This is a genomic window from Pseudomonas sp. IzPS59, from assembly GCF_014863505.1.
GTDB lineage: Bacteria > Pseudomonadota > Gammaproteobacteria > Pseudomonadales > Pseudomonadaceae > Aquipseudomonas > Aquipseudomonas kribbensis.
This window is the reverse complement of record NZ_CP062251.1, coordinates 4,800,750-4,824,762: the sequence shown is the minus strand read 5'-3', so window position 1 is coordinate 4,824,762 and position 24,013 is coordinate 4,800,750. Positions and strand designations below refer to the sequence as shown.

Here is a 24,013-nt window from a genome sequence, read left to right as displayed (position 1 = left end):
TGCGCCTCAGTGGCGCGGGGCGGGTTTGCCATGTTTGGCGCGCAGCGGTTCAAGCAGCTCCGACAGGCCGTTATGATCGATTTCCTGCATCAGCGCCAGCAGGCCGCCGAGTTCGCCGTGGGGGAAACCTTCCCGGGCGAACCAGTTCAGGTACGGGCCGGGGAGGTCGGCAATGATCCGGCCCTTGTACTTGCCGAAGGGCATTTCGCGGGTGATCAGCAGTTCGAGTTTTTCGGGGTTCATCGCAAGGGTCGTCTGAGTTCGTAACAGTCTGGAAAATACAGGCATTCTGCATGCAGGCCAAATGACAGATCATGCAAATAACAGGCATACAGATTTTTGCTTTGTTTGTAAGTTGTTGAAAAATAACAATTAAATTCTTTGGTAGAAGCTGGCACGACCACTGCAACACTCCTTGCATCTTTCACCAACACAAGGAATTGAAAAATGACTGACATGAATAAAGAAGCCATCTCCGTCCTCAACGACCTGATCGAAACCAGCAAGGACGGTCAGGAAGGGTTCAAGACCTGCGCTGAAGACATCAAGCACCCAGAGCTGAAAACCCTGTTCGTGAAACGCTCCGCCGACTGCGCTACCGCCGCTGCCGAGTTGCAGGCGACCGTGCGTTCGATGGGCGGCGATCCGGAAACCTCCACCAGCGTCAGCGGTGACCTGCATCGTCGCTGGGTCGACGTCAAAGCCATGTTCACCGGTAAGGACGAAGAGGCAGTGCTCAACGAAGCCGAGCGCGGCGAAGACCACGCCCTGAAGGCCTATCGTGAAGCGATCGAGAAGATCAACAAGCACAATCTGGTCGGCATCCGTGATCTGGTCGAGCGCCAGTATCACGGCGTGCAACGCAATCATGATCAAGTGAAAGCGCTGCGCAATCAGGCGCGTGCCCGCTCGTAAGCGATCAACGTCCACAAAAAACGCCAGCTAGTCTGGCGTTTTTTATGTCGAGGACAATCAGCCGATGCTGATGGCCGGCAAGGTCGGCAGGGTAACGGTCTGTTGTTTACGTGGAGCCAGAATCTCGGCTTCACCGTCCACCACCAATTCATCGCGCTGGTTGAATACGCGAGTGGCAATACGCACGCGGAACTTCGGCAGTTTCTCGAGGATTTCCAGGCGCACGGTCAGGGTGTCGCCGATCTTCACCGGCTTCTGAAAACTCATCTGCTGACCGATATAAATGGTGCCCGGCCCAGGCAGCTCGCACGCCACCGCGGCGCTGATCAGCGCGCCGCTGAACATGCCGTGGGCGATGCGTTCCTTGAACATGCTGGCGGCGGCGAACTCGGCGTCCAGGTGCACCGGGTTGTGATCGCCGGACATCGCGGCGAACAGCTGAATGTCGCGCTCCTCGACGGTCTTGCTGTAGCTGGCGGTCTGGCCGACTTCGAGGGCTTCGTAAGGGATGTTGGTAACCTGGGTCATCGGTATCGGTTCCTGTGACGGATTAAATGAATCCACAAAAAATTATTCGCTGCGGTGCGGACGGGGATGGCTCAGCGCCTGGTCGATCCAGGCCAGCACATCGGCGGTCACTTCGTCGCGGTTGGTCTCGTTGAACAATTCGTGGCGCGCCTGCGGGTAGATCTTCAGTTGCAGGTTTTGGCTGCCGGCCGAGCGCAAGGCATTGGCCAGATCAGTCAGACGCTTGCCTTCACTCACCGGATCACATTCGCCGCCAATCACCAGCAGCGGCAGGCCCGGGTCGATCTGGGCGAGATTGGACGCTTTGCTGATTTGCTGCAACCCGCCGAGCAGGTCGATCCATAGCTGGTTGGTGCAGCGAAAGCCGCACAGCGGATCGCTGGCGTACTTGTCGACTTCGGCCGGATCGCGACTCAGCCAGTCAAACGCGGTGCGTGCCGGTTTGAATTTGTTGTTGAACGAGCCGAACGACAGCCATTCGATCAGCGCGCTGCGACCTTTGGCGCCCTGGCGCAGCTTTTCGAACCGGGCGATCTGCCGGGCTGCGCGGTACAGCGCAACGGGCTGGAAATTCGAGCCGCTGAGAATCGCCCCGTGCAGGCTCGCGCTGTGATGCAGCAGATAAGCCTGGGCAATGTAGCTGCCCATGCTGTGGCCGAGCAGCACGATCGGCACGCCGGGATGGCGCTGGCCGATGTGCTGGTTGAGGCTCGCGAGATCACCGACCACCTTGCACCAGCCATCGTCGTCGGCGAAATGCCCGAGCGTCCCATGATCGGCAGTTTTGCCATGGCCGCGCTGATCGGGCGCATATACACCGTAGCCTTCGGCGCAGAACGATTCGGCCAGTCGCGCATACCGGGCGCTGTGCTCGGCCATGCCGTGGGCCAGCAGAATCACCGCCTTCAGCGGCGCGTTCGGCAGCCACTGGTTGACGAAGAGGCGACTGCGGTCACTCGCGTCCAGCCAGAAAGTGTCGTGGATCATGGCGATTCCTTTTGCGGCATGCTTTTGTTGCAGGGGATTGCAGAGATTGCATTGTATAGCGCGTCCGATCAGCTCACGCCACGGCAGGAAGATTCACACGATCAATGAGGACGCTGCCCATATTTGCCTGAATGACCATAGCTGCTAGTGTCCGTGAAGCCCCGCTTTTTGCTCTCGGCTTTTTCAGGGATAGAAAAAAATGACAGCGAAGCGGCCCCGGATCGGCTCAGGTAAAGAGGACAAGAACAATGCAACCTGATTTCTGGAATGACAAACGCCCGGCGGGCGTACCCCTGGACATCGACGCGAATGAATTCAAGTCGGTGATCGAGGTGTTCGAGCGTTCCTGCAAGAAATTCGCTGACCGCCCGGCGTTCAGCAACATGGGCGTGACCCTGACCTACGCCGAACTCGAGCGCCAGAGCGCCGCGTTTGCCGGTTACCTGCAAGCCCACACCGATCTGGCGCCGGGGGATCGCATCGCGGTGCAGATGCCCAACGTCCTGCATTATCCGATTGCCGTGTTCGGTGCCCTGCGCGCCGGGCTGATCGTGGTCAACACCAACCCGCTGTACACCGCGCGAGAGATGCGTCACCAGTTCAAGGACTCCGGTGCCCGGGCGCTGGTGTATCTGAACATGTTCGGCCAGAAAGTCCAGGAAGTGCTGCCGGACACCGACATCCAGTACCTGATCGAAGCGAAGATGGGCGACCTGATGCCCACCGCCAAGGGCTGGCTGGTCAACACCGTGGTCAGCAAAGTGAAGAAAATGGTCCCGGCGTATTCGCTGCCCCAGGCGATTTCCTTCAAGAGCGCGTTGCGCATGGGCCGGGGCCTGGGCATCAAGCCGTTGAAGGTCGGCCTGGACGATATCGCCGTGCTGCAATACACCGGCGGCACCACCGGCCTGGCCAAGGGGGCGATGCTCACCCACGGCAATCTGGTGGCCAACATGCAGCAGGTGCGCGCCTGTCTCGGCCAGTTCGGCAGCGACGGTCAGCCGTTGTTGCGCGAAGGCCAGGAAGTGATGATCGCGCCGCTGCCGCTGTACCATATCTATGCCTTCACCGCGAATTGCATGTGCATGATGGTGTCCGGCAACCACAACGTGCTGATCACCAATCCGCGGGACATCGGCGGCTTCATCAAGGAGCTGAAGAACTGGAAGTTCTCGGCATTGCTGGGGCTCAACACCCTGTTCGTCGCGCTGATGGATCATCCGGACTTCAAGACCCTGGATTTCTCCACGCTCAAACTCACCAACTCCGGCGGCACTGCGCTGGTCAAGGCCACTGCCGAGCGCTGGGAGCAACTCACCGGTTGCCGCATCACCGAAGGTTACGGCCTGACCGAAACCTCGCCGGTGGCCTGCACCAACCCTTACGGCGAGCTGTCGCGGATCGGTACGGTGGGCCTGCCGGTGCCGGGCACCCGCTTGAAAGTCATCAATGACGACGGCGTCGAACAACCTTTGGGCGAGCGCGGCGAACTGTGCATCAAGGGCCCGCAGATCATGAAGGGCTACTGGCAGAAACCCGAGGCCACCGCCGAGGTGCTGGATGCCGAGGGCTGGTTCAAGTCCGGCGACATTGCGGTGATCGACCCGGACGGTTTTGTGCGCATCGTCGACCGCAAGAAAGACATGATCATCGTCTCCGGTTTCAACGTGTACCCGAACGAAATCGAAGACGTGGTGATGGCCCATCCGAAAGTCGCCAACTGTGCGGTGATCGGTGTGCCGGACGAGCGTTCCGGGGAAGCGGTGAAGCTGTTTGTGGTGGCGCGGGAAACCGGGGTCAGCCTGGAAGAGCTGAAGGCTTACTGCAAAGAGAATTTCACGGCGTACAAGGTGCCGAAACACATCGTGCTGCGTGAGTCGTTGCCGATGACGCCTGTCGGGAAGATCCTGCGGCGGGAGCTGCGCGATATCGCCTGATCGGTGAATGGCCGCGCTTCGCGCGTTCGCGGGCAAGCCCGCTCCAACAAGGACGACAAAGTTCCCTGTGGGAGCGGGCTTGCCCGCGATGCTTTTAGGCGTATGCCTCCGAAATTCGGGACTTTCAGGGTGTTATAGGATTTTTGCTCTAAAATGACTGCCAATAGTTCTTGAGTCATTAAAGTGACCATGCGGGCCACTTTTGGCTCTGGTCGACCCTTGGCAAAGCTGCTACTCTCGGCGCGCTTTGTGACTTCTCGGCCTGATAAAAAGCCAGATTCACCAATACAAAACAAACACCAATAATAATCGCATCAAATGCGGTGCTGAATTCGCGTTGCTGAGGAGTGGGCTTCCATGATCGAAGACTTTTGGAAGGATAAGTACCCCGCTGGAATTGCTGCCGACATCAATCCAGACGAGTACCCGAATATTCAGGCAGTGTTGAAGCAATCCTGCCAACGCTTCGCCGACAAACCGGCGTTCAGCAACCTGGGCAAGACCATCACCTACGGTGAACTGTACGAATTGTCCGGTGCGTTTGCCGCTTATCTGCAACAGCATACCGATTTGCAGCCCGGTGATCGAATCGCCGTGCAACTGCCCAACGTGTTGCAGTACCCGGTCGCCGTCTTCGGTGCCATCCGTGCCGGGCTGATCGTGGTCAACACCAACCCGCTGTACACCGCGCGGGAAATGGAACACCAGTTCAATGACTCCGGTGCCAAGGCGCTGGTGTGCCTGGCGAACATGGCGCACCTGGCGGAAGCCGTGGTGCCGAAAACCGGCGTCAAACACGTCATCGTCACGGAAGTCGCCGACCTGCTGCCGCCGCTCAAGCGTCTGCTGATCAACAGCGTCATCAAGTACGTGAAGAAAATGGTTCCGGCCTATCACCTGCCAAAAGCCGTCAAGTTCAACGACGTGCTGAGCAAGGGCCAGGGCCAGCCGGTCGCCGAAGCCAACCCGAACAGCGGCGACGTCGCGGTGCTGCAATACACCGGCGGCACCACCGGCGTGGCCAAGGGCGCGATGCTCACCCATCGCAACCTTGTCGCCAACATGCTGCAGTGCAAGGCGCTGATGGGCTCCAACCTCAATGAAGGTTGCGAGATCCTGATCACCCCGCTGCCGCTGTACCACATCTATGCGTTCACCTTTCATTGCATGGCGATGATGCTGATCGGCAACCACAACATCCTGATCAGCAACCCGCGCGACCTGCCGGCGATGGTCAAGGAACTGTCGAAGTGGAAGTTCAGCGGTTTCGTCGGCCTCAACACGCTGTTCGTGGCCCTGTGCAACAACGAAGGTTTCCGCAAGCTGGATTTCTCGGCGCTGAAAGTCACCCTGTCCGGCGGCATGGCCCTGCAACTGGCCGCTGCCGAGCGCTGGAAAGCAGTCACCGGTTGCCCGATCTGCGAAGGCTACGGCATGACCGAAACCAGCCCGGTGGCCACGGTCAACCCGATCCAGAACATCCAGATCGGCACCATCGGCATTCCGGTGCCGTCGACCCTGTGCAAAGTCATCGACGACGCCGGTGTCGAGCAGCCGCTGGGCGAAATCGGCGAGCTGTGCGTCAAGGGCCCGCAAGTGATGAAAGGCTACTGGCAGCGTCAGGAAGCCACCGACGAGATGCTCGACAGCGAAGGCTGGCTGAAAACCGGCGACATCGCGGTGATCCAGCCGGACGGTTACATGCGCATTGTCGATCGCAAGAAAGACATGATCCTGGTCTCCGGTTTCAACGTGTACCCGAACGAACTGGAAGACGTGCTGGCGACCCTGCCGGGCGTGTTGCAGTGCGCGGCCATCGGTATTCCGGACGAGAAATCGGGCGAGGCGATCAAGATCTTCATCGTCGCCAAGCCAGGCGTCACGCTGACCAAGGAAACGGTGATGGAGCACATGCGCGCCAACGTCACCGGCTACAAGGTGCCGCGTTCGGTGGAATTCCGCGATGCGCTGCCGACCACCAACGTCGGCAAGATCCTGCGCCGTGAACTGCGTGACGAAGAGCTGAAGAAGATCAAGGCCAAGAGCGCCGCGTAAAACAAAAAGCCCCGCAGATGCGGGGCTTTTTGTTGAAGCAGGAATCGCTTACTGACGGAACGGCGCAAAATTCACATTGGTCCCCGCCGGGCGCATGTCCTGCAGGTACGAGTCCTTGTCGGCGCTCAGTTCCAGGCTCAGGGCTGCCTTGCGCTTGCCTTCGTTGCGGATCACCAGGCCTTCGAGTTTCTCGCGCAGAAACACGGTCGGCACTTTCAGGTGCAGCAGCTCGTCGGTGGCCGGGGTGTGCATCAACAGGTGAATCCACTCGTACTGACCAATGGCCAGACGCGACACCGGCAGATCGAACCACCAGATGTTGCGGTTGCGGTTCAGTTCGGCGAAGTGGCAGTTGTTGGTGCCGAGCACGGCACCGCCCAGTTCCTGGTTGCGACGGGCGATGGCCTGCTTTTTATCGAGTTTCATAACATTCCTGCGGGATCGGTTCTGTGGCGCCTGGCGCCCTTATGGTGGGCATTCTCGGGGCAATGCTCGCAAACATAAAGCGCAACCTGCACGCCGCGACGAAATGAAGCCCTGAAAATAAATGAAACTTGGCGCAAACCGGGCCAGTCAATCGTTACGTACTGACTTTTCCCCTTCAATGCACCAAGGAGAAACACCATGAGTAGCACAGGCGATAAAGTAAAAGGCATGGCCAACGAAGCGGTCGGCAACGTCAAACAGGGTATCGGTAAAGCCACCGACAACACCAAACTGCAAGCCGAAGGCAAACTGCAAGAGAAGAAAGGCGAGGCCCAGCAAGCGGTGGGCAAAGCCAAGGACGCGATCAAGAAAGGCGTCGACAAGGCTTGATCCAGCCTTGAACGAAACACCGAAGCGGCCATCCAAGGATGGCCGTTTTTGTGTGTCGTTCACATGCAGTCACGGATCACAGTGTTTCAGAGTCGCCAAGTAGGCTACTTTGATGAGAGAAAACGGCCCCTGAGTCGCCACGACTTCAACCTGTTTTGCGGCGAAAGGAGACGCGAATGATTTTCCCCGACATGAAAGGCCTGCCCCTGCACCGGGTCATCGTGCGTACCGTCACCGAGTTCATGGAAGACGAGATGTCGACCTATGCCTCGGCACTGGCCTACCAGATGCTGTTCTCGCTGTTCCCGTTCATTCTGTTCCTGATTGCCCTGATCGGTTTCCTGCACCTGCCGGACTTCTTTTCCTGGCTGCGCCTGCAATCGGAGCTGGTGTTGCCACCCCAGGCGCTGGAACAGGTCAACCCGGTGATCGACCAGTTGCAGCAATCCAAGGGCGGCCTGCTTTCCGTGGGTATCGTCATCGCCCTGTACACCGCGTCCGCCGGTGTGCGCCTGATGATGAGCGCGATGAACGCCGCCTACGACGTGGTCGAGGGCCGGCCGATCTGGAAGCGCTTCCCGCTGTCGATTTTCTACACCGTCGGCATTGCCGGCATGCTGCTGGCCGCCGCCGCGCTGATGGTGCTCGGGCCGCAGGTGATGGGCTGGATCGCCGGGCAGGTCGGTCTGGAAGACTTCATCGTCACCGTATGGACCATCGCTCGCTGGCCGGTGATCGTGATCCTGATGATGGTCGCCGTCGCGTTGATCTACTACGTGATGCCTGACGTCAAACAGGAATTCCGATTCATCACCCCGGGCTCGGTGCTGGCGGTGGTGGTGTGGATCGTCGCGTCCCTGGGGTTCGCGTTCTACGTCAAGACGTTCGCCAACTACAACGCCATGTATGGCAGCATCGGTGCAATCATCGTGCTGTTGCTGTATTTCTATATTTCCGCCGCCGTGCTGTTGCTGGGGGCGGAGATGAATGCGGTGATCGAACACATGTCCAGCGAGGGCAAGGACCCGGGCGAGAAAGTCCCTGGCGAACTCGATGAACATCCCAAACAACACGTTTCCGGCCTGGGGCGCGATCAGTCGCTCAAGCCGAACACAGACGAAGCCTGACCATGATCCGTGAAATCCTGAAGATGGGCGACGAGCGCCTGCTGCGCATAGCCCCGCCGGTGCCCGCCGAGATGCTCGACAGCCCGGAGCTGTGGCAACTGATCGACGACATGTTCCAGACCATGGAAAGCGTCGGCGGTGTCGGTCTGGCCGCGCCGCAGATCGGCGTCGACCTGCAACTGGTGATCTTCGGCTTCGAGCACAGCGAACGTTACCCGGACGCCGAAGCGGTGCCGCAGACGATCCTGATCAATCCGCTGATCACGCCGCTCAGTCCGCTGATGGAGGAAGGTTTTGAAGGTTGCCTGTCGGTGCCCGGCTTGCGCGGCGCGGTGGATCGTTATCAGCAGATCCGCTACGAAGGTGTCGACCCCAAAGGGCAACCGATCGTACGTGTGGCTTCGGGGTTCCATGCGCGGGTGGTGCAGCATGAATGCGATCACCTGATCGGGCGGCTGTACCCGTCGCGCATCACCGATTTCAGCAAGTTCGGTTTTACCGAAGTGATGTTCCCGGATCTCGATCCCAACGCTGACGATTGATCAGCCAGTGCGCGGCGCCAGTTCCATGGCAATCATCGGTTTGCTCCGCGCGTAACGGCTCAGGCGCTCGGCCATGGCCTGGGGCAGGGCGGGGTCGAAGGTGAAGCCGCGCCGTTCGTAGAAACCGCGCAGGTCCGGGTGGCAGAACAGCCACACCGGCGCCTCCACATCTTTCACCGCCGCCGCGATCAACTGCGCGGCAATGCCTTGTTCGCGGCAGGCCGGATCAACGAACAACCCGGTCAGCCAATGCCCGCCGAACACCGGCCGCAGGCACAGCGCAGCCACGATCTCCTCGCGCCGCGCCACCCACAATTGCGCCTCGCGTACCGCTTTCATCGACGATTGATGCTGGCGGTAGAACTTGTTCATCAGGGGCCAGGACAGGTCGTCGAGCTGGCTGTAACGGGTGTCGGTCATGAATCGGACTGCCGGTGCAAAAGTCGCGGATTATAAAACAACGTACTCGCCGGGATAGGTGTATACCTGATCCCACATCCCCTTCAGAGGAGTACGCGTCATGTCCAAAGGTATGGATGCGAAGAAAGCTGCGAAGAAGAAACCGGCCAAGACCGCCATCGAGAAACGCCACGAGAAAAGGGCGAAGAAAGTCGACATTTTTGGCCATTGATACCGTTCCTCGGGAGCCCGCTTTTCGGGCTCCTTTCTTCTCTGCAAAAAATAATCTGCAAGATTTCCCACTGGTGTTGCACAGAACGATCAGACCTTCGTTCCGAGCCACGCCATGCCCCACTATTTCGACGATGACCATCGCCAACAGATCGAAACCCTGCGTCAACGCTTCACCGCCCGTACCGAGTGGCCGACCTGGCTGTTGCTGATTGGCGTGTACGGCGGCTGGCTCGCGATTGTGCTGGGCAGCGAACGGCTGGGCGTCTGGTGGAGCACGCTGCTGATGATTCCGTTGCTGGTGCTGTGGCTGTCAGTGCAGCATGAGTTGCTCCATGGGCATCCGACGCGCTGGACCTTCGTCAACAAAGTCCTCGGCTATGCGCCGTTCGCCGTGTGGTATCCCTACACCCTCTATCGCGACAGCCATCTGCAGCACCATCGCGACGAAGACCTGACGATCCCTGGCCTCGACCCCGAAAGCCGTTACCTGAGCGCTGAACGCTGGCAGGGCAGTTCGCTGTTCGAACGCAGCCTGCACTGGCTGAACAAGACCGTGCTTGGTCGATTCATCCTCGGCGCACCGCTGGCCTTGCTGGCGCTGGCCGATGAAGAACTGCAACGCCTGAAAAACGGTGAACACCAGGCTCGGCTGATGTGGCTGACCCACGGTGCCCTGACTGTGCTGATGCTGATTTTCATCGCCCGCTACAGCGTGTTGCCGGTCTGGCATTACCTGTTTTTGATCAGTGTGCCGGCGCTGTCGATTGCGATGGTCCGCTCTTACTATGAACATCGGCCGCACACACAACCGGAGCAACGCACCGTGCTCAACGAAGCCGGGTGGCCATGGCGTTGGCTGTTCCTGAACCTGAATTTCCATCTGGTGCACCACGATCTGCCGAAGCTGGCGTGGTATGACTTGCCCAAGGCCTACCGCATGCGTCGGGAGCAATGGATCGAACGCAGCGGCGGATTTCTGGTGCAGGGCTATGGGCAATTGTGGCGCCGGCACGGCATCAAGCCGATCGACAGTCCGCAGCATCCATTCATTTGAGGTCAGCATGTCGTCAGGTTACGCAGAGCTGTTGATGTACATCGCCCCCGAGCCGATCCGTGCTGCGAACGAACAGTGGCTGGCGCGGATTCTCGAACATCTGGGCCGTTCGCGGCTCAGTGCCGAAGGCTTGTCGCTGCCGGAGCTCTGGATGTCGCCGCAGTTGCTGCTGACCCAGACCTGCGGCTATCCGCTGATGACCGCGTTGCGTGGGCAGGTCAGGCTTGTCGGCCGTCCGCGCTACGAATTGCCGGACGCCACGGCCGGCAATCATTGCAGCCTGATCCTTGCCCGCACCGAGGATCCGCGCCGCAGTCTGGCGGAGTTCTTCGACAGTCGCGGGGTGATCAACAGCGAGGACTCCAACAGCGGCATGAACCTGTTGCGCCAGCGTCTGGCGCCGTTGCAGCGGGACGGTCGTTTTTTCGCTTCGGTCGGCCTCAGTGGCGCTCACCGCGAGAGCCTGCGCTGGTTGCGCGAAGACCTCGCCGATCTGGCGGCCATCGACAGCGTGACCTTTGCGTATCTGGCGCAGCACGCTGCCGAAGAGGTCAGCGGGTTGCGGGTGGTGGCGCGCAGTGCGTTCAGCCCGACCTTGCCCTTTATTACCGCTGCCCACACCACGGACCAGCAGATCGAGCAACTGCGCCGGGCCATGAACCGCAGCGTGCAAGACTTGCCGGATGTGGCCCGCACCCTTGGCCTGGCCGAAGTCCTGCCGGCGAGCGAAAGCGATTACCTGATCGCTTTGGATTATCAGCGCGGGGCCGAAGAACTGGGTTATGGCCGCTTGCGCTAGCGGTCGCGATTAATTCACTAATGGAATATAAAAATTCTTTTTAAGTATTTTTAACGCATAAGGCACCTTGCTAGGATCGCGCCACCGGACGACCGGACATTCAGCGACCCTTGACCAAGGAGCCCCCATGTCCGGCGCCGACGCATCCCATCGCAATCATGTGAACACGTTGTTTCGCGACCATTACCAGTGGTTGTGCGCACGTCTGCGTCGGCAATCGAATGATGCGGCCACGGCGGAAGACATCGCTGCCGAAACCTTCGCGCAACTGCTCGAAGCGCCAGGCCTGACCGCCATCCGCGAACCCCGCGCCTTGCTTACCACCATCGCCCAGCGCCTGCTGTACGAACGCTGGCGGCGGGGCGATCTGGAGCGTCGGTATCTGAATCAACTGCAGCAGAGTGATCTCGATCACGGGCCATCTCCCGAAGAGCTCGCCGACCTGTCGCAAAGCCTCAAACATCTGGACCGAACGCTCCAGCGCCTGCCGGGCAAGGTGCGCTCGACCTTTCTGCTGGCCCGCATCGACGGCCTGACCTACCCGCAAATCGCCGCCGAACTGGGTATCTCCCAGCGTTCGGTGAGCATGTACATGACCCGTTCCCAGGCCCTGTGCAACCGCCACAGCGCCAACCAAATCCTGATTTCCTCCCAGAACAAGAGGTCCGCATGAGATCGATCAAAACCCTGCTCGGCAGTTCGCTGCTGGCCCTGACCCTGACGGCCGGCCACGTTGTCGCTGCGGAATCAAAAGCGCCGATCCACTTCGGTGACATCACCTGGGAAAGCGGCAGTTTCATCACCGAAGTGCTGCGCCTGATCGTCGAGAAAGGCTACGGCTACCCGACCGACACACTGCCGGGCAGCACCGTCAGCCTCGAAGCGGCGCTGGCGAAAAACGACATTCAAGTGATCGGCGAAGAATGGGCCGGGCGCAGCCCGGCGTGGGTCAAGGCTGCGGCCGAAGGCAAGGTGTTCGGCCTCGGCGATACGGTGAAGGGCGCCACCGAAGGCTGGTGGGTGCCGGAGTACGTGATCAAGGGCGACCCCGAGCGCGGGATCAAACCGCTGGCGCCGGAGCTGAAATCCGTGGCCGACCTGCCGCGCTACAAGGATGTGTTCAAGGATCCGGAAGACCCGAGTCGCGGGCGTTTCCTCAACAGCCCGACCGGCTGGACCTCGGAGATCGTCAACAGCCAGAAGCTCAAGGCCTATGCGCTGAACGACAGCTTCGTCAACTTCCGCACCGGTTCCGGCGCGGCCCTGGATGCCGAGGTGGCGTCGTCGATCAAGCGCGGCAAGCCGGTGCTGTTCTACTACTGGTCGCCGACGCCGTTGCTCGGTCGCTTCAAACTGGTGAAGCTGGAAGAGCCGCCGTTTGACGCCGAAGCCTGGAAAACCCTGGCCGACGCCAACAACCCCAACCCGAAAGGCACCCGCTCGATGCCGGCGAGCCTGGCGATTGGCGTGTCGGCACCGTTCAAGGCGCAGTACCCGGAACTGGTGACGTTCTTTGAAAAAGTCGACTTGCCGATCGATCTGCTGAACCAGACCCTGGCCGGGATGAGCGAGAAGCGCCAGCAGCCACGTCAGGTGGCCGAAGCATTTCTGCGCGATCAACCACAAGTCTGGAAACCATGGGTACCGGGTGAAGTGGCGAATAAAGTCAGCGGAAGTCTGTAGTTCTTTTCCGATTATTGTGTCGTTTCAAAAGTTGCCATTGCGAGTCGGTCGCAATGGCAACAAACATCTCGTCCGCTGAACCGATTCTTGTCCGTTTTTTGTCCTTAATCCCCATGGTGCTGGCCGACTAGTGGCCTTGCGCAAGGCTTTGCGCTGTCTATGCTCACACGTAACTAACTATGTCGACCGCCATCCAAAGCGCCTCGACGGCAATCGGTTAGCCGAGAACAAAGCTGCCAGAGTGCGCAATCCAAGGCACCGACACTTAACCGGCAAGGAGCATGTTTTTTAAATGGAAGTTCTTCTACACGTTAGGAATGGCCCGTTCGCGGGCTATCAAGAGAAGGATGTCTTGATTAGAGCGTCGCTGCATGGACTCTTTGATTAATCATCGTTTATCACCTGACAACTTCCTCCCGTGGAGGAATGCGTGTGCCTGTTCTGTGGAACGTAGTGGTGGATTCTGAAAGACCTGAACTTTCATCAAATCAAAAGACCGCGCTCAAGGTGATAGAGACATGTTCAACCTACATCACAAGGCTGACCTGCAGGAAATCGAACGCTTCAGCTGTGCCCTGACCGAAGCCAATGCCAAGCTGGAGGCGATCAGCCGTTCGATGGCGATGATCGAATTCACTCCCGACGGCATCGTGCTGGATGCCAATGACAACTTCTGCAAGACCATGGGCTACAGCGCCGAGGAAGTACGCGGCAAACATCACCGGATCTTTTGTGAAGAAGAGTTTTACCGCAGCGAGGAATACGCCAAGTTGTGGCGTGACCTGGCGCGAGGCGAACCGCTCAGCGGGACATTTCTGCGTCTGAACAAGCGCGGCCAGGAGATCTGGCTGGAAGCGAGTTACATGCCGGTGTACGGCCCGGACAAACAAGTCCGAAGCGTAATCAAAGTGGCCTCGGACATTACCGCGCGAGTGAACAAGGAAAAAGAAGAGGAAAGCATGCTCGCCGCCATCAGCCGTTCGATGGCGGTGATCAAGTTCACCCCGGAAGGCAATGTGATCTCGGCCAACGACAACTTCCTCAAGACCATGCAGTACTCGCTCAACGAAATCGTCGGCCATCACCACAGTCTGTTCTGTCACCGTGCCGAAGCCGAGTCGGCGCAGTACAAGGCATTCTGGGCTTCGCTCAATCGCGGCGAATATCACTCGCACCGCTTCGAACGCAAGAACAAGTCCGGGCAGACCGTTTACCTCGAAGCCTCGTACAACCCGTTGTTCGATGCCAAGGGCCGCTTGTACAAAGTGGTGAAGTTCGCCAGCGACATCACCCACCAGATGACGACCTTGCAGACCGCTGCGGAATCGGCCCACAGCACCTCGGTACAAAACGACGCCTGCGCGCAAAAAGGCTCACAGGTCGTGCAGCAAACGGTGCAGATCATTCAGGACATTTCCCGCGACCTCAACGAAGCGGCGCTGAGCATCGATGCGGTGAGCAAGCAGTCGGACATCATCGGCACCATCGTCCAGACCATTCGCGGGATTGCCGACCAGACCAACCTGCTGGCGCTCAACGCGGCCATCGAAGCGGCGCGGGCGGGTGAACACGGACGTGGTTTTGCGGTGGTGGCGGATGAGGTGCGCAGCCTCGCGGCGCGGACCAGTCAGGCGACCCTGGAGATTGTCGATGTGGTGCGCAAGAACCACGAGTTGTCACTGAGTGCGGTGTCGAGCATGCAATCGAGCCTGAGCCGCACCGGGCTCGGGGTGGAACTGGCGAACGAGGCGGGGGACGCGATCCGCGAGATTCAGCAGGGCTCGCGACATGTGGTGGATGCGATCAGCCAGTTCAACGAGACGTTGCAGTTGAACTGACGGCTTTACGGCTGAAAAAAAGGATCCCCTCGGGGGATCCTTTTTTCATTGCGCCGTTCGTTAGAGCGAAGCGAGGAACTTGTCTGCCGACTGGTCGCTGATCTTGACCGAGTTGGCGTCTTGTTTGTTCTGCTTCTCGGCCTCGGCCAGCTTCATCTTGTCCTGCAGGCGATCGGCGATCTCCTTGCCGATGGCCAGTTGTTTCTCCGGCGGCATGGCTTTGATGTCGTCCTCGGTCAGACCCATTTCCTTCAGGATACTGTCGCGCAGGCGCTGTTCCGGCGACTTGCTCATGTAGTCCTTGAATTCGTCCGTGGCGGAGGTGCCGGCGGTCTTGGTCGACGTGGCATCGGTCGCTTGCAGGTTTACACGCGTCTTGGCGAACGCCTCGTCGACGTTGTCGCTGATGCGCGTGGCTTCGCTGACCTGCTGGGTGGCGAGTTGCGTGGCCGAACTTTGCACCGGATTGGTGGCTTCGGTGGATTGCGCCTGCGCCTGGTTCTGCAGGGTTTGCAGCATGGCGCCGTGGAGCCCGCCTTGCAGACCGGCCGCCGCCGTGGCGGTTGCGTCATCGGTGATGCGCTTGGGCAGATGAATCAGATCCGCTTGTTTCGAGCTGACCAACATGATGGAGGACCTTGTGGTAATTGCTGTCGGCGGTAAAACAGCAATTACCGTGCCTGAAGGCTAAACCCCATAAATTCAACAGGTTGAGGCTGTAAAAACTCTGGTAGCGGTCATCCTTTGCCGTCCGGCGGCAGAAGATGACCGTTGCCCGTCAGCGATGGGCGATATTTTCCAGCGCCAGGTTACGTGTGCGAGGACCGAAGTAGCCGATGGTCAGTATGACGATCAGCATGCTGGCAACGATGAATGCCAACACGCCCGGCGTGCCGAAGTGGTCGAGGAACAGACCGATCAACAGGCTGCTGAACACCGTCGACAAGCGACTGAACGAATAGCAGAACCCCACCGCCCGGGCGCGGATGTTGGTGGGGAACAGTTCGCTCTGATAGGAGTGATAACTGAAGCTCAGCCAGGCGTTGCAGAAGGTGATCATCACTCCGCAGAAGATCAGGCCGACGGCGCTGGTCTGCAGGGCGAACAAGGTGCCGAAAGTCATGGCGCCGAGGGCTGAGCCGACGATCTGCCACTTGTTCTCGAAGCGGTTGGCGAATTTGACGAACAGCAGCGGCCCGAGCGGGTAGGCGAGGGTGATGATGAACGCATACATCAGGCTGTGAGTGACGCTGACACCCTGACCGGACAGCAACGCCGGCAGCCAGTTGCCGAAGCCAAAGAAGCCGATGGCCTGGAAGATGTGGAAGACGATCAGCATCAAGGCCCGACGACGGTAGGGCGGCTGCCAGATATCGGCAAAACGGCCCTTGCCTTCGACATCCACGGCTACCGCTTCCGGTGCGTCCAGTGGTTGACGATGATCCTTCTCACAGCGTGCCTCGATGTCGTCGAGAATCCGGTTCGCCTCATCGAAACGGCCATGCTGGGCCAGCCAGCGCGGCGACTCCGGCAGGCGTTTGCGCAACCACCAGATGAACAGCGCAAACACTGCACTCGCCAACACCACCCAGCGCCAGCCGGACACCCCGAACGGCGCCTGCGGCACCAGCCACCAGGACATCAGCGCCACCGCCGGCACCGACAGAAACTGCACGAAAAACGCGAAGGCAAACGCCGAACTGCGCATGCGCTTGGGTACCAGTTCCGAGAGGTAGGCGTCGATGGTCACCAGCTCGATGCCGAGGCCGATGCCCACCAGAAAACGCATGCAGATGATCCCCAGCGCCGAACTCTGCACGCCCATCAGCACCGTGGCCACGGTGTACCAGACCAGCGCGAAGGTGAAGATCGCCCGTCGCCCGAAACGATCCGCCATCGGGCTTAGCAGGCTGGCACCGAGAAACAGCCCGAGGAACGTCGCCGAGGCGAAAGCCGCTTGATCGGAGAAGCCGAACACGCCCTGATTGCCGGTGGCGAAAATGCCGTCGCGGATCAGGCCGGGGCTGATGTAGGCGGTCTGGAACAGGTCGTAGAGTTCGAAGAAACCACCAATCGATAGCAACGCAACCAGCCGCCAGATCGTGGCGACTGCCGGCAGGCGGTCGATGCGGGCGGAAATCTGTGCGGCGCGTATCGGGTCGATGCCGTCGCGTTGCGCGGTGGCGGGGGCGTGTGCAGTCATGGGCCGATCCATTTTTTTATGATGGAAAAGCTTAGCCTGCTATCGGAAATCAAGGATTGCTTATATCGGCGGCTTACGCAGGAAAACCGCCGATTTCTTGCAATATCCGCTTACCAATCAGCGATTCATGCTGCGGGTGCAGGATCCGGCAGCGCCGAGGCCGGCAAACCGAACACCTTATCGAACAGCCAGTTGAAGGCGAAGGTGTAGCAGGGGATGAACACGATCAGCGCCAGATCCAGCAGGAAGGCCTGCACCAGACTGATGTTCATCCACCAGGCGATCAGCGGAATCAGGAACACGATCAGCGTCAGTTGAAAACCGACGGCGTGGGCGATGCGCCGTTTGACCGTGCGGGTGCGCGACACCTGACGGCTTTCCCAGCGCTCGAACAGCGAGGTGTAGATGAAGTTCCAAGTCACGGCGATGGTGGTGATGATCACCGCCAGCGGACCGGTGCTGCCGGGCGAGGTGCCGGACAACAGGGCCAGGCCGAGGGCCGAGAAGGTCATGCCGATCACTTCATAGAGCGACACGTAGACCAGTTTGCGTTTGACGCCTTGCATGGGGAATTGCCTCTTTCTTGCGACTTGTGGCCAACGGGGCTGGCGAAGGCGACGAAAGATAGCTTCAATGGTGATGACAGAAAAAGTCAGAAGCTTTCAGTTTTATTGATAGGTATGTGAAGTGAATTTCAACAGCGAAAGCATCGAACTGTTTCTTGCCGTAATCGAACGCGGCTCGTTTTCCGCCGCTGCCAGGGCGTTGGGCAAAGTCCCGTCAGCGGTAAGCATGGCCATCGGCAATCTGGAGGCCGAACTCGGCTACCCGCTGTTCGACCGCAGCCACCGCGAACCGCAACCCACGGCCATGGCGCTTTCGCTGGTGCCCCATGCGCGACTGATCGCCGATCAGCTCAAGCAATTGCAGGTGCATGCCGTGCAGCTGTCGTTGGGGCTGGAGAGCAAGTTGTCGATCGGCGTGGCGGCGGATATCGACCGGCGACGGTTACTGGCGGCCATCAAGGAAATCAGTGAGCGCCATCCGCTGCTCGACATCGAAGTACTGACCGCGCCGCAGGATGACGTGCTGGCGATGCTTCACAGTGGCCGGGTCAGCGTGTGCCTGGCGTTCGCCGGGTTGAGTGTGAACGTGCTGGAGCGTTTTCAGTTTGTCGGCAGCGAGCGAATGATCGCTACGCTGGCAGCGGACAGCCCGCTGTTGCAGGGGCAGGATCTGTTTCTCGAGGATCTGGTGCATGTGCGGCAGATTGTGGTCGGTAGCCGCGATTTGCCGATCAGCGAAACCCGGCCGCTGGTGGCTGAATCCCACTGGCGCACCGACAGTCTGGAGACGGCGCTGGAGATGGTCGAGGCAGGGTTGGGCTGGGGCAATTTCCCGCTGTCGGTGGTGCAGCCGTGGCTCGATAGCGGACGATTGAAACGGCTGAATTTCCGCAACATCGAAAACGGTCTGGTGCTGCCGGTGCACGCGGTGTGGCTCAAGAGCCAGCCGTTGCAGAAGGGGGCGCTGGCTCTTGTGGAGTTGCTGGGCGGTTGAGTCAGGTGCTTTCGCGGATTTTCAGTTCGAAGCCCATGTCCTCGACCGGCCGCGCCACGCTGTTACCGGCCATCAAGGTCAGCATCTGCTCCGCCGCACGCCGGCCGATGGCCTCACGCGGGGTGTTGATGCTGCTCAGACGCGGCACCATGTGCTCGGACATCGGCAGGTCATTGAAGCCGAGGATCGCCACTTGCTCGGGAATCCTGATCCCGTTGCGCAGGGCTTCGAGCAGGGCGCCCTGAGCCAGGTCGTCGTTGCCGAAGAAGATCGCATCGACATCCGGATGCGCCGCCAGCAGTTGCAGGAACAACTCGCCGCCCAGGCCCACGGAGGATGAACGCGGGGTCAGCACTTCCAGATCCGGGTCGTAGCGACCGGCCTTCTGCAATGCTTTACGGAAGCCTTCACCGCGCAGCAGGGTGCGCTGATCGAGCTGCGCGCCGATGTACGCCAGGCGCTTGCGGCCCCGGGACAGCAAATGCTCGGCGGCGGTTTCCCCGGCGCTGAGTTGCGAGAAACCGACGCAGTTCACGCCGGCGGCGCTGTCCAGTTCCATCATGTACACGCAGGGAATGTTGCTGGCCTCGATCATCCGCCGCGAACTTTCGGTGCGGTCGAAACCGGTCAGCAGCAGGCCCCGTGGCTGATAGGCCATGTAGTTGCGCAGCAGGTTTTCTTCTTCATCGCGGGAATAGTGGAAGTTGCCGATCAGCACTTCGAAGCCCTTGGGCGTGAGCACCCGATGAATGGCTTCCAGGGTGTCGATGAACAACAGGTTGGCCAGCGAAGGCACCAGCACCACCACTGAATGGCTCTGGGCCGAGGCCAGGGCGCGGGCGGCGGGGTTGACCACGTAGTTGAGTTCCAGCGCGGCTTTCTGGACTTTTTCCACCAGTTCGGTGGCGACGGTGCTGACCCCGCGCAGGGCGCGAGAAGCGGTAATCGGACTGACGCCGGCCAGCCGGGCGACTTCATTGAGGGTGGGACGGCCGGTGGTGCGGGTGTTTTTATCGTTTTTAGGGGTGGTCATCGGGCGGCTTGCCAAACAAAAATCAAGGCACTAAGGTAGCGCTGTCCTTATGCAGCTGCAAATGCGTAAGCGAGGTCCTGCCTGATCCTCGCTTTTTGGCGTTGGGACAAAACCTGCTGCAACCCAAAAAAACGACAAGAAGGCGTCGGCAACTTCTGCCTGTGCACTAGAGTCATAGCTAGCAAAGGTAGCGCTGTCTGCGCGCTGAGGTGTTACATGAATCATCCCATCACCGCCCTGGTCATCATGGGCGTTGCCGGTTGCGGCAAGACGTGCGTCAGCGAGGCCCTGTGCCAATTGAGCGGCGCCACTGCCATTGAAGGCGATACTTTCCATCCGGCCGCGAACATCGAAAAGATGAGCGCGGGGATCCCCCTGAACGACGAAGACCGTGCCGGCTGGCTCGACAGCCTGTGCGATGAGCTGCGTCGTGTTGACGCTCTGGGCGAACGCCCGGTGCTGACCTGCTCGGCACTCAAGCACATTTACCGCGAACGTCTGCGCAGCGCCTTGCCGGGCCTGGGCTTCGTGTTCCTCGAATTGACGCCAGAAGTCGCTGCTGACCGTGTGTCCCATCGCCCGGGCCACTTCATGCCGGCGACGCTGATCGAAAGCCAGTTCGCCACCCTCGAATCGCCGGTAGGCGAGCCGTTGACCCTGGCCCTGAACGCCTCGATCCACAGCGTGGAAGAACTTGCGTCGCAAGCCCACGTCTGGTGGCAGGCCCATGGCCTGAAACAGGCGGTATGAGTGTGATTGTGAAGATAGCGCTGTCCTTTCGACTTCTGATTAACCCGCTTTAATAACAACAACAAACCAGGAGACACCCCCAATGTTTGGCATGTCCCATGACGCCTACCTGCTGCTTGATGCAGTAGTCACGGTGATCGGGCTTATCGTCCTGATCACCAAGTTCAAGATTCACCCCTTCATTGCCCTGACCATCGCCGCCGCGTTCCTCGGCCTGACGTCCGGCATGCCGATCGGCACCATCATCAAGGCGTTCCAGGACGGCTTCGGTGGCGTGCTCGGTTTCGTCGGCATCATCCTCGCGCTGGGCACCATGCTCGGTAAGATGATGGCCGAATCCGGCGGTGCCGATCAGATCGCCCAGACCCTGATCCGCGCGTTCGGCAAAGAGCGCGTGCAGTGGGCCATGATGTTCGCCGCGTTCCTGGTGGGCATTCCGCTGTTCTTCGAAATCGGCTTCGTGCTGCTGATTCCGCTGGTGTTCATCGTTGCTCGCCGCACCGGCGTGTCGATCATCAAGATCGGTATCCCGCTGCTCGCCGGCCTGTCCGCCGTACACGGCCTGGTGCCGCCGCACCCGGGCCCGCTGCTGGCCATCGGCGTGTTCGGTGCCGACATCGGCAAGACCATCCTCTATGGTCTGATCGTCGCGCTGCCGACCGCCATCATTGCCGGTCCGATCTTCGGTACGTTCATCGCCAAGCACATTCCGGGTACGCCGAATCAGGAACTGGTCGATCAACTGGCCCGTGAAACCGATTCGACCAAGCTGCCAAGCTTCGGCATCACCCTGGTCACCGTGCTGCTGCCGGTGTTCCTGATGCTGCTGAAAACCTTCGCCGACGTGGCGCTGCCGGACGGTCATTTCTTCCGCACCTGGATGGACATGATCGGTCACCCGATCTCGGCGCTGCTGCTGGCGTTGCTGCTGTCGCTGTACACTTTCGGTCACAAACAAGGCATCGGTTCCCAACAGATGCTCAAGTGGCTGGATGCGAGCCTGGCACCTACCGCCGCGATCATCCTGATCATCGGTGCCGGCGGCGGGTTCAAGCAGATGCTGGTGACCAGCGGCGTGGGCGACGTGATCGGCCACATGGCGGTCAGCGCGCAGATCTCGCCGATCCTGCTGGCGTGGCTGGTGGCGGCGGTGATCCGTATCGCGACCGGTTCGGCCACCGTGGCGACCATTACTGGCGCGGGCATCGTGGTGCCGGTGGTCGGGATGATTCCGGGCGTGAACCGTGAGCTGCTGGTGCTGGCCACCGGTGCCGGTTCCCTGATCCTGTCCCACGTCAACGACGCCGGTTTCTGGCTGGTGAAGCAGTACTTCAACATGACCGTGGCCGAGACGTTCAAGACCTGGACAGCGATGGAAACCATCCTGTCGGTGGTGGGGTTGGGCTTCATTCTGTTGCTGTCGCTGTTCGTTTAACCTCGAACGCAAGACACAAAAAAACCGCAGCGATGCGGTTTTTTTGTGCCTAGATCGTTCCCACGCGGAGCGTGGGAACGATCAGATTGCGGAGGCTGTTACTTGGTGCCCAGGCCATCCGCCCGGAACATCCCGCGAATCCCGCGTACTGCCTGACGAATCCGGTCCTGGTTTTCGATCAGCGCGAAGCGCACGTGATCGTCGCCGTACTCACCGAAACCGACACCCGGCGAGACGCAGACCTTGGCCTCCGCCAGCAGCTTCTTGGCGAACTCCAGCGAACCGAGGTGCGCGTAGGCTTCGGGAATCTTCGCCCAGACGTACATCGAGGCTTTCGGGTTCTCGACCATCCAGCCCAGTTCATGCAGGCCTTTGACCAGCACGTTGCGGCGCTGGCGATACTGCTCGGCGATGTCGCGCACGCACTGCTGATCGCCTTCCAGCGCAGCAATCGCGGCCACCTGCAGCGGGGTGAACGTGCCGTAGTCGTGGTAGCTCTTGATCCGCGCCAGAGCGCTGACCAGCTCCGGGTTGCCGACCATGAAACCGATGCGCCAGCCCGCCATGTTGTAGCTCTTGGACAGGGTGAAGAACTCCACCGCGATGTCCTTGGCGCCCGGCACCTGCATGATCGACGGGGCTTTCCAGCCGTCGTAGACGATGTCGGCGTAAGCCAGGTCGTGCACCACCAGTACGTCATACTGTTTGGCGAGGGCGATCACCCGTTCGAAGAAATCCAGCTCCACGCACTGTGCGGTCGGGTTGGACGGGAAGCCGAGGATCATCATCTTCGGCTTAGGGATCGAGCCGCGAATCGCCCGTTCCAGCTCGTCGAAGAAGTCCACGCCCGGCACCAGCGGCACCGACCGCACCTGGGCGCCGGCAATCACGGCACCGTAGATGTGAATCGGGTAGCTCGGGTTCGGCACCAGCACGGTGTCGCCCTGATCCAGGGTCGCCAGCATCAGGTGTGCCAGGCCTTCCTTGGAGCCGATGGTGACGATGGCTTCGCTTTCCGGGTCGATATCGACCTCGTAGCGGTCCTTGTACCAGTTGGAAATCGCCCGGCGCAGGCGTGGAATGCCTTTGGACGTGGAGTAACCGTGGGTGTCTTCGCGTTGTGCAACCTGCACCAGTTTTTCAACGATGTGCGGCGGCGTGGCGCCGTCGGGGTTGCCCATGCTCAAGTCGATGATGTCTTCGCCACGACGTCGGGCGGCCATCTTCAGCTCGGCAGTGATGTTGAAAACGTAAGGGGGGAGTCGATCTATGCGCGCAAAGCGGCGCGGCGAACCTTGTTCAGCCATTGTTGCCTCGGATAACGTAAGCGCCCGGAACCGTCCGAGCGACGCTGGTCACTGCGGTGACCTGTGGCGGAAGATAAGGGCAGCGATGGCAGACTGTCCAGCGTGCACGACAACAATTTTTTCCCAAGGAAAACGGTCAATGGAATTCACCAGCGGCTTCTTGCTGAGCCTTTCGCTGTGCCTGGACATCGGCGTGGCCAACATCGCGATGATCACCCTGGCCATGCAGCGCGGCTATTTTCAGGGCTTCGCGCTGGGCCTCGGCACCTGCGTCGGTGACCTGATCTACGCGGTGCTGGCCCTGGCCGGAATGACCGTTCTGCTGCAATACGAAACCGTGCGCTGGGTGCTGTGGATCGGCGGTTCGGCGCTGTTGATCTACTTCGCGGCGAAGATGATCTATTCGGCGATCCACCACGAGGCGCAGCTGGCAGCGACGGCGGAAGTCGGCCAAAACTCCCATCGCAAGGAATTCTTCCGCGGGATATTTCTCGCCATGTCGTCGCCGAGCGCCATCCTCTGGTTCGCGGCGGTGGGCGGCACGTTGATTGCCCGTTCCGGTGGCGGCGGGCCTCTGAGTTCGGCGCTGTTTCTTGGCGGTTTTCTGTGTGCCGGGCTGCTGTGGTCGGCGGGCCTGTGCTTCGCCGCGAGCCATGGCGGCAAACTGCTGGGCGACAAGCTGTTGCGCTATTCCTACATGGCATCTGCAGCGATCTTCTGCTATTTCGCGGTCTACGTGATCGTATCCGGCTATAACGAATTCGTCGGCTCCGGCGCCGCCGAAGCGCTGCATACGCTGTAAATGTGCGAA

Annotated in this window: 25 protein-coding genes and 1 pseudogene; 16 read left to right on the top strand and 10 right to left on the bottom strand. The window is 60.1% G+C overall.

Going from position 1 to position 24,013, the window contains the following annotated elements:
* Positions 1–6: 6 nt before the first annotated feature.
* Positions 7–243 (bottom strand): DUF3820 family protein, encoded by a 237-nt coding sequence (locus IF189_RS21670; RefSeq protein WP_003213031.1) that lies wholly within the window; start codon positions 241–243, stop codon positions 7–9.
* 204 nt (positions 244–447) lie between these two features.
* Here IF189_RS21670 and IF189_RS21665 point away from each other — a divergent pair, with 204 nt between their 5' ends.
* Entirely contained in the window at positions 448–915 is a 468-nt protein-coding gene (locus IF189_RS21665) for a ferritin-like domain-containing protein (RefSeq protein WP_085709662.1), read from the top strand.
* Between the two features lie 57 nt (positions 916–972).
* Here IF189_RS21665 and IF189_RS21660 read toward each other — a convergent pair whose 3' ends face one another.
* Entirely contained in the window at positions 973–1,443 is a 471-nt protein-coding gene (locus IF189_RS21660; protein WP_003227420.1) for a MaoC family dehydratase, read from the bottom strand.
* A 42-nt stretch (positions 1,444–1,485) separates the two neighbouring features.
* Entirely contained in the window at positions 1,486–2,430 is a 945-nt protein-coding gene (locus tag IF189_RS21655) for an alpha/beta hydrolase (protein ID WP_192552242.1), read from the bottom strand.
* Between the two features lie 248 nt (positions 2,431–2,678).
* On the opposite strand from IF189_RS21655, the gene fadD2 reads away from it, so the two are divergent.
* Both fadD2 and fadD1 read left to right on the top strand, forming a co-directional pair.
* On the top strand, positions 2,679–4,367 hold the full coding sequence (fadD2, locus tag IF189_RS21650; RefSeq protein WP_114885026.1) for a long-chain-fatty-acid--CoA ligase FadD2: 1,689 nt from the start codon (positions 2,679–2,681) through the stop codon (positions 4,365–4,367).
* A 357-nt stretch (positions 4,368–4,724) separates the two neighbouring features.
* The gene (fadD1, locus tag IF189_RS21645) at positions 4,725–6,422 is read left to right on the top strand and encodes a long-chain-fatty-acid--CoA ligase FadD1 (protein ID WP_114885024.1); all 1,698 of its coding nucleotides are present in this window, start codon (positions 4,725–4,727) and stop codon (positions 6,420–6,422) included.
* Positions 6,423–6,470: 48 nt separating this feature from the next.
* On the opposite strand, the gene IF189_RS21640 is transcribed toward fadD1, so the two are convergent.
* Positions 6,471–6,848 (bottom strand): hypothetical protein, encoded by a 378-nt coding sequence (locus IF189_RS21640; protein ID WP_007951149.1) that lies wholly within the window; start codon positions 6,846–6,848, stop codon positions 6,471–6,473.
* A gap of 198 nt (positions 6,849–7,046) precedes the next feature.
* Between IF189_RS21640 and IF189_RS21635 the strand changes: the two genes are divergently transcribed.
* The 3 genes from IF189_RS21635 to def all read left to right on the top strand — a co-directional run bounded on the left by IF189_RS21635 (position 7,047) and on the right by def (position 8,907).
* Entirely contained in the window at positions 7,047–7,238 is a 192-nt protein-coding gene (locus IF189_RS21635; protein WP_114885023.1) for a CsbD family protein, read from the top strand.
* Between the two features lie 176 nt (positions 7,239–7,414).
* Positions 7,415–8,365 (top strand): YihY/virulence factor BrkB family protein, encoded by a 951-nt coding sequence (locus tag IF189_RS21630; protein WP_192552241.1) that lies wholly within the window; start codon positions 7,415–7,417, stop codon positions 8,363–8,365.
* 2 nt (positions 8,366–8,367) lie between these two features.
* Entirely contained in the window at positions 8,368–8,907 is a 540-nt protein-coding gene (def, locus tag IF189_RS21625; protein WP_114885021.1) for a peptide deformylase, read from the top strand.
* Here def and IF189_RS21620 read toward each other — a convergent pair whose 3' ends face one another.
* The gene (locus IF189_RS21620) at positions 8,908–9,327 is read right to left on the bottom strand and encodes a GNAT family N-acetyltransferase (RefSeq protein WP_134827864.1); all 420 of its coding nucleotides are present in this window, start codon (positions 9,325–9,327) and stop codon (positions 8,908–8,910) included. It lies immediately after the preceding gene.
* A 325-nt stretch (positions 9,328–9,652) separates the two neighbouring features.
* On the opposite strand from IF189_RS21620, the gene IF189_RS21615 reads away from it, so the two are divergent.
* The 6 genes and pseudogenes from IF189_RS21615 (at position 9,653) to IF189_RS29185 (ending at position 14,914) form a co-directional block, all read left to right on the top strand.
* Positions 9,653–10,594: a fatty acid desaturase gene (locus IF189_RS21615; RefSeq protein ID WP_134827863.1), complete on the top strand. Its 942-nt coding sequence runs from the start codon at positions 9,653–9,655 to the stop codon at positions 10,592–10,594.
* A 7-nt stretch (positions 10,595–10,601) separates the two neighbouring features.
* A complete protein-coding gene (locus IF189_RS21610) occupies positions 10,602–11,393 on the top strand; it encodes a phosphate/phosphite/phosphonate ABC transporter substrate-binding protein (protein ID WP_192552240.1) in 792 nt (263 codons plus the stop codon).
* A 127-nt stretch (positions 11,394–11,520) separates the two neighbouring features.
* Positions 11,521–12,066 (top strand): sigma-70 family RNA polymerase sigma factor, encoded by a 546-nt coding sequence (locus IF189_RS21605; RefSeq protein ID WP_192552239.1) that lies wholly within the window; start codon positions 11,521–11,523, stop codon positions 12,064–12,066.
* Entirely contained in the window at positions 12,063–13,076 is a 1,014-nt protein-coding gene (locus IF189_RS21600; protein ID WP_192552238.1) for an ABC transporter substrate-binding protein, read from the top strand. Before IF189_RS21605 ends, IF189_RS21600 begins: the two co-directional genes overlap by 4 nt.
* A gap of 518 nt (positions 13,077–13,594) precedes the next feature.
* A pseudogene (locus tag IF189_RS29190) lies at positions 13,595–14,317 on the top strand (PAS domain-containing protein); the annotation flags it as partial.
* Positions 14,318–14,374: 57 nt separating this feature from the next.
* On the top strand, positions 14,375–14,914 hold the full coding sequence (locus IF189_RS29185; protein WP_371320920.1) for a methyl-accepting chemotaxis protein: 540 nt from the start codon (positions 14,375–14,377) through the stop codon (positions 14,912–14,914).
* A 60-nt stretch (positions 14,915–14,974) separates the two neighbouring features.
* Here IF189_RS29185 and IF189_RS21590 read toward each other — a convergent pair whose 3' ends face one another.
* The 3 genes from IF189_RS21590 to IF189_RS21580 form a co-directional block, all read right to left on the bottom strand.
* Entirely contained in the window at positions 14,975–15,541 is a 567-nt protein-coding gene (locus IF189_RS21590) for a hypothetical protein (protein ID WP_134827859.1), read from the bottom strand.
* A gap of 151 nt (positions 15,542–15,692) precedes the next feature.
* Positions 15,693–17,117, bottom strand: coding sequence for an MFS transporter (locus IF189_RS21585; RefSeq protein WP_192552236.1), 1,425 nt, complete (start codon positions 17,115–17,117; stop codon positions 15,693–15,695).
* Between the two features lie 125 nt (positions 17,118–17,242).
* Positions 17,243–17,683: a PACE efflux transporter gene (locus IF189_RS21580; RefSeq protein ID WP_085709676.1), complete on the bottom strand. Its 441-nt coding sequence runs from the start codon at positions 17,681–17,683 to the stop codon at positions 17,243–17,245.
* 121 nt (positions 17,684–17,804) lie between these two features.
* Between IF189_RS21580 and IF189_RS21575 the strand changes: the two genes are divergently transcribed.
* Positions 17,805–18,677, top strand: a complete 873-nt coding sequence (locus IF189_RS21575; RefSeq protein ID WP_119427897.1) for a LysR family transcriptional regulator — start codon at positions 17,805–17,807, stop codon at positions 18,675–18,677.
* A gap of 1 nt (position 18,678) precedes the next feature.
* On the opposite strand, the gene IF189_RS21570 is transcribed toward IF189_RS21575, so the two are convergent.
* Complete coding sequence (locus IF189_RS21570) at positions 18,679–19,710, bottom strand: LacI family DNA-binding transcriptional regulator (RefSeq protein ID WP_114885006.1); 1,032 nt, start codon at positions 19,708–19,710, stop codon at positions 18,679–18,681.
* A 216-nt stretch (positions 19,711–19,926) separates the two neighbouring features.
* Here IF189_RS21570 and IF189_RS21565 point away from each other — a divergent pair, with 216 nt between their 5' ends.
* Both IF189_RS21565 and IF189_RS21560 read left to right on the top strand, forming a co-directional pair.
* Positions 19,927–20,460 (top strand): gluconokinase, encoded by a 534-nt coding sequence (locus IF189_RS21565; RefSeq protein ID WP_085730316.1) that lies wholly within the window; start codon positions 19,927–19,929, stop codon positions 20,458–20,460.
* Between the two features lie 82 nt (positions 20,461–20,542).
* Positions 20,543–21,895, top strand: coding sequence for a GntP family permease (locus tag IF189_RS21560; RefSeq protein WP_085709678.1), 1,353 nt, complete (start codon positions 20,543–20,545; stop codon positions 21,893–21,895).
* 98 nt (positions 21,896–21,993) lie between these two features.
* On the opposite strand, the gene alaC is transcribed toward IF189_RS21560, so the two are convergent.
* Complete coding sequence (gene alaC, locus IF189_RS21555; RefSeq protein WP_114885004.1) at positions 21,994–23,202, bottom strand: alanine transaminase; 1,209 nt, start codon at positions 23,200–23,202, stop codon at positions 21,994–21,996.
* A 139-nt stretch (positions 23,203–23,341) separates the two neighbouring features.
* Here alaC and IF189_RS21550 point away from each other — a divergent pair, with 139 nt between their 5' ends.
* Positions 23,342–24,004, top strand: coding sequence for a LysE family translocator (locus tag IF189_RS21550; RefSeq protein WP_039766147.1), 663 nt, complete (start codon positions 23,342–23,344; stop codon positions 24,002–24,004).
* Positions 24,005–24,013: the final 9 nt, after the last annotated feature.

Coding starts and splice junctions, on each gene's coding strand:
- IF189_RS21560 (WP_085709678.1), top strand. CDS start 20,543: ATGTTTGGCATGTCCCATGACGCCTACCTGCTGCTTGATGCAGTAGTC.
- IF189_RS21635 (WP_114885023.1), top strand. CDS start 7,047: ATGAGTAGCACAGGCGATAAAGTAAAAGGCATGGCCAACGAAGCGGTC.
- IF189_RS21590 (WP_134827859.1), bottom strand. CDS start 15,541: ATGTTGGTCAGCTCGAAACAAGCGGATCTGATTCATCTGCCCAAGCGC.
- IF189_RS29185 (WP_371320920.1), top strand. CDS start 14,375: ATGACGACCTTGCAGACCGCTGCGGAATCGGCCCACAGCACCTCGGTA.
- IF189_RS21570 (WP_114885006.1), bottom strand. CDS start 19,710: ATGACCACCCCTAAAAACGATAAAAACACCCGCACCACCGGCCGTCCC.
- IF189_RS21670 (WP_003213031.1), bottom strand. CDS start 243: ATGAACCCCGAAAAACTCGAACTGCTGATCACCCGCGAAATGCCCTTC.
- IF189_RS21600 (WP_192552238.1), top strand. CDS start 12,063: ATGAGATCGATCAAAACCCTGCTCGGCAGTTCGCTGCTGGCCCTGACC.
- fadD1 (WP_114885024.1), top strand. CDS start 4,725: ATGATCGAAGACTTTTGGAAGGATAAGTACCCCGCTGGAATTGCTGCC.
- IF189_RS21580 (WP_085709676.1), bottom strand. CDS start 17,683: ATGCAAGGCGTCAAACGCAAACTGGTCTACGTGTCGCTCTATGAAGTG.
- IF189_RS21565 (WP_085730316.1), top strand. CDS start 19,927: ATGAATCATCCCATCACCGCCCTGGTCATCATGGGCGTTGCCGGTTGC.
- IF189_RS21640 (WP_007951149.1), bottom strand. CDS start 6,848: ATGAAACTCGATAAAAAGCAGGCCATCGCCCGTCGCAACCAGGAACTG.
- fadD2 (WP_114885026.1), top strand. CDS start 2,679: ATGCAACCTGATTTCTGGAATGACAAACGCCCGGCGGGCGTACCCCTG.
- IF189_RS21615 (WP_134827863.1), top strand. CDS start 9,653: ATGCCCCACTATTTCGACGATGACCATCGCCAACAGATCGAAACCCTG.
- IF189_RS21630 (WP_192552241.1), top strand. CDS start 7,415: ATGATTTTCCCCGACATGAAAGGCCTGCCCCTGCACCGGGTCATCGTG.
- def (WP_114885021.1), top strand. CDS start 8,368: ATGATCCGTGAAATCCTGAAGATGGGCGACGAGCGCCTGCTGCGCATA.
- IF189_RS21660 (WP_003227420.1), bottom strand. CDS start 1,443: ATGACCCAGGTTACCAACATCCCTTACGAAGCCCTCGAAGTCGGCCAG.
- IF189_RS21585 (WP_192552236.1), bottom strand. CDS start 17,117: ATGACTGCACACGCCCCCGCCACCGCGCAACGCGACGGCATCGACCCG.
- alaC (WP_114885004.1), bottom strand. CDS start 23,202: ATGGCTGAACAAGGTTCGCCGCGCCGCTTTGCGCGCATAGATCGACTC.
- IF189_RS21605 (WP_192552239.1), top strand. CDS start 11,521: ATGTCCGGCGCCGACGCATCCCATCGCAATCATGTGAACACGTTGTTT.
- IF189_RS21550 (WP_039766147.1), top strand. CDS start 23,342: ATGGAATTCACCAGCGGCTTCTTGCTGAGCCTTTCGCTGTGCCTGGAC.
- IF189_RS21610 (WP_192552240.1), top strand. CDS start 10,602: ATGTCGTCAGGTTACGCAGAGCTGTTGATGTACATCGCCCCCGAGCCG.
- IF189_RS21665 (WP_085709662.1), top strand. CDS start 448: ATGACTGACATGAATAAAGAAGCCATCTCCGTCCTCAACGACCTGATC.
- IF189_RS21655 (WP_192552242.1), bottom strand. CDS start 2,430: ATGATCCACGACACTTTCTGGCTGGACGCGAGTGACCGCAGTCGCCTC.
- IF189_RS21620 (WP_134827864.1), bottom strand. CDS start 9,327: ATGACCGACACCCGTTACAGCCAGCTCGACGACCTGTCCTGGCCCCTG.